Below are 2203 nucleotides of genomic sequence, written 5' to 3'. Positions count from 1 at the left end.
CGATATTTTCCTTTTAGTTCTGGACAACCTGCCAATTGAGCCTTTATCTCATTCCATACAATGCGACTTTGCTCGGTCTTTGTGGCCCCAATATAGACCTCAGCCATGTTTTCGCCAAGCGCCATGTCTTCATATGAACCAACGCACGCCAGGCTTTGTGATTTTGCATTCTTCCTGCCAACTTGCCAGTATGCTTTCCGGAATCGGCGCAATCCCGTATCGCGATGCACCCAGCCATAGATGTTGCCAAATACAAATATCTGAATCGGATGAGGTTGAATGCGTTGGCCTTGCAGCTTTCCTTTCGTATGTTTGAATTGGCTCATCCAAAGCAGGAAGCGCATGGCTTTCTGTTCATTAAACACATACGGAAAAGCGTCTGTGCCTTCCCGTTCGATGTCGCGTAGGAACCGTTGCGCGGCCCATTTATGCTTCTGGCACGCCACCACCTGCCCATTTAAGCAGCCATTTGCATAGTCGATCATCCATTCACGAAGTGTCACGATCGATCATCACACATCGCCGAACAAGCGCTCGAATTCTGTCGGCTCCTTCGGCTGCTCTTTGGGCATGGCCAGTTTGGCACGGGATGCCGGCGTCAAACCCATCTCAGTTGCCAGCGCCTTCATCTGCTCAGCTAACTGCTTCTTCTTCGTGAGCAACGGATGAGGGACCTTGTTCGTCTCGGCCGCCTTATTGGTATATTCGACCATCATCCCTTCTTCATCGATGATCCGCGTGCATTCGATATATGACGCATATGCATCGCAGTATAGCGCCAGAGCATCAACGTCAACATTGGTCAGTATCTCAAGCTCCTGCATCTCCTTGACGATGCGTTTGAACTCTTTCTTCGCCACATCATTGAGCCATGCGGGGGGCTTCACTTTGTTAGATTTTGGTTTGATCTTTTTTTCTGCCTCCCGACGTTGTTCAATTTCCGATTTCGTGAGTCGATTTTTGTTTCCGTTGATCAGCTGCAGCTCAATCGGGATCGCTTTTCTTCCCATGAAGCACACCCCCTTTTACTCCAAAAAACGAATTTTGTGCGCGCTTGAGGGCCCACCCGGTCAACCGAAAAAAACTTCTAGAGATTTTCTACCCCCTACCCCCGAACGAGCCGTCCAAATCCTCCATCCTCTTTGGCGGTTTTCCTATCATGACATTGCTTGCATAACGGTTGCCATTTTCTCACGTCCCAAAACAATTCATAGTTTCCTTTATGTGGAACGATATGGTCCACAACCGTCGCAGGCGTAAGCCTTCCCTCCTGCTCACATATAACGCAGAAAGGATGCTCACGTAAGAACATCAGACGTGCTTTCCTCCATCGCGCATCATATCCTCGCTGTGCGCTATTGCCACGATACCGATCATATTGCCTTTCATCTTTCTTGTGCTGATCACAGTATCTTTCTGTCGTTAGGTTTGGACATCCTGGATGATTGCATGGCTTTTTAGGTCGTTGTGGCATAATATCAACCCCAAAAGAAAAAAGCACCTAAATGGTGCTTAAAGTATTTTCTCATCATTCTCTGCTATATCTATTGTTTTTAATAGTGCTAAAACCGTTCCATCCACTGTTTTTGGATCTACTTTTCCATTTTTATCTAATTTAACTTTTGACAATGATTTTATTATTGTATCATCCGGACCTCTAAAAAGTAATTTTTTCTGTTCTATGAGTTTCCTTAGTCTCACAATTTTATTGTGAAGTTCATCTTGATTCATTTTATCACCCCCACTTCTATTTATTATGTTCTATAAACACGGGGGTTATACCTTTTATTTTCTCAACATATTTAAATATTTTATACCATCGTACATATCACGAAAATCAATGATCTTCTTCCGATCAGGAAATAGAATCACCATCGGCTGCCGCGTATCTCCGCGGCCAGCGACGGCCCATTGAGTCCAATCGTCGGTGATCTTATAGCTGCCGGATCGGATCCAAACGGTATCCTTGCCGGCTTTCGATCGGGCGTGAGACTCATTCCAATGCAGATGCCCCAGCGCGATCACGTCACCGAATGTCTCGTCGAAGAGACGTCGTTGTGAGTTCGTGGTATTCAGCGCACTGGTCCCGACATAATTGTGCCTGACGATAATCTTGTACACTTGGCTGCCAAGCCGAAGATTGACCTCGCCACCGTACCAGAGATAGGGCGACTCAATCCTCCGGGCGATATATTTGACGAAG

5 protein-coding genes are annotated in these 2203 nt (G+C 46.4%); all 5 read right to left on the bottom strand.

What is annotated here, in order from left to right; genetic code table 11:
* A partial coding sequence (locus tag CCB157_RS16615) for a terminase large subunit domain-containing protein (RefSeq protein WP_238594754.1) occupies nucleotides 1-485 on the bottom strand: 485 nt, incomplete at its 3' end.
* 27 nt (nucleotides 486-512) lie between these two features.
* Nucleotides 513-1010 (bottom strand): phage terminase small subunit P27 family, encoded by a 498-nt coding sequence (locus CCB157_RS16610; protein WP_077616920.1) that lies wholly within the window; start codon nucleotides 1008-1010, stop codon nucleotides 513-515.
* A 95-nt stretch (nucleotides 1011-1105) separates the two neighbouring features.
* Nucleotides 1106-1474, bottom strand: coding sequence for an HNH endonuclease signature motif containing protein (locus CCB157_RS16605; RefSeq protein WP_077616919.1), 369 nt, complete (start codon nucleotides 1472-1474; stop codon nucleotides 1106-1108).
* A 38-nt stretch (nucleotides 1475-1512) separates the two neighbouring features.
* Nucleotides 1513-1731, bottom strand: a complete 219-nt coding sequence (locus CCB157_RS16600; protein ID WP_077616918.1) for a hypothetical protein — start codon at nucleotides 1729-1731, stop codon at nucleotides 1513-1515.
* Nucleotides 1732-1785: 54 nt separating this feature from the next.
* On the bottom strand, nucleotides 1786-2203 hold a 418-nt coding region (locus CCB157_RS17785; RefSeq protein WP_158077369.1), incomplete at its 5' end, for a hypothetical protein.

This window comes from Caenibacillus caldisaponilyticus, from assembly GCF_002003465.1.
GTDB lineage: Bacteria > Bacillota > Bacilli > Bacillales > Sporolactobacillaceae > Caenibacillus > Caenibacillus caldisaponilyticus.
This window is presented reverse-complemented; position numbering and strand designations above follow the sequence as displayed.

Coding starts and splice junctions, on each gene's coding strand:
- CCB157_RS16610 (WP_077616920.1), bottom strand. CDS start 1,010: ATGGGAAGAAAAGCGATCCCGATTGAGCTGCAGCTGATCAACGGAAAC.
- CCB157_RS16605 (WP_077616919.1), bottom strand. CDS start 1,474: ATGCCACAACGACCTAAAAAGCCATGCAATCATCCAGGATGTCCAAAC.
- CCB157_RS16600 (WP_077616918.1), bottom strand. CDS start 1,731: ATGAATCAAGATGAACTTCACAATAAAATTGTGAGACTAAGGAAACTC.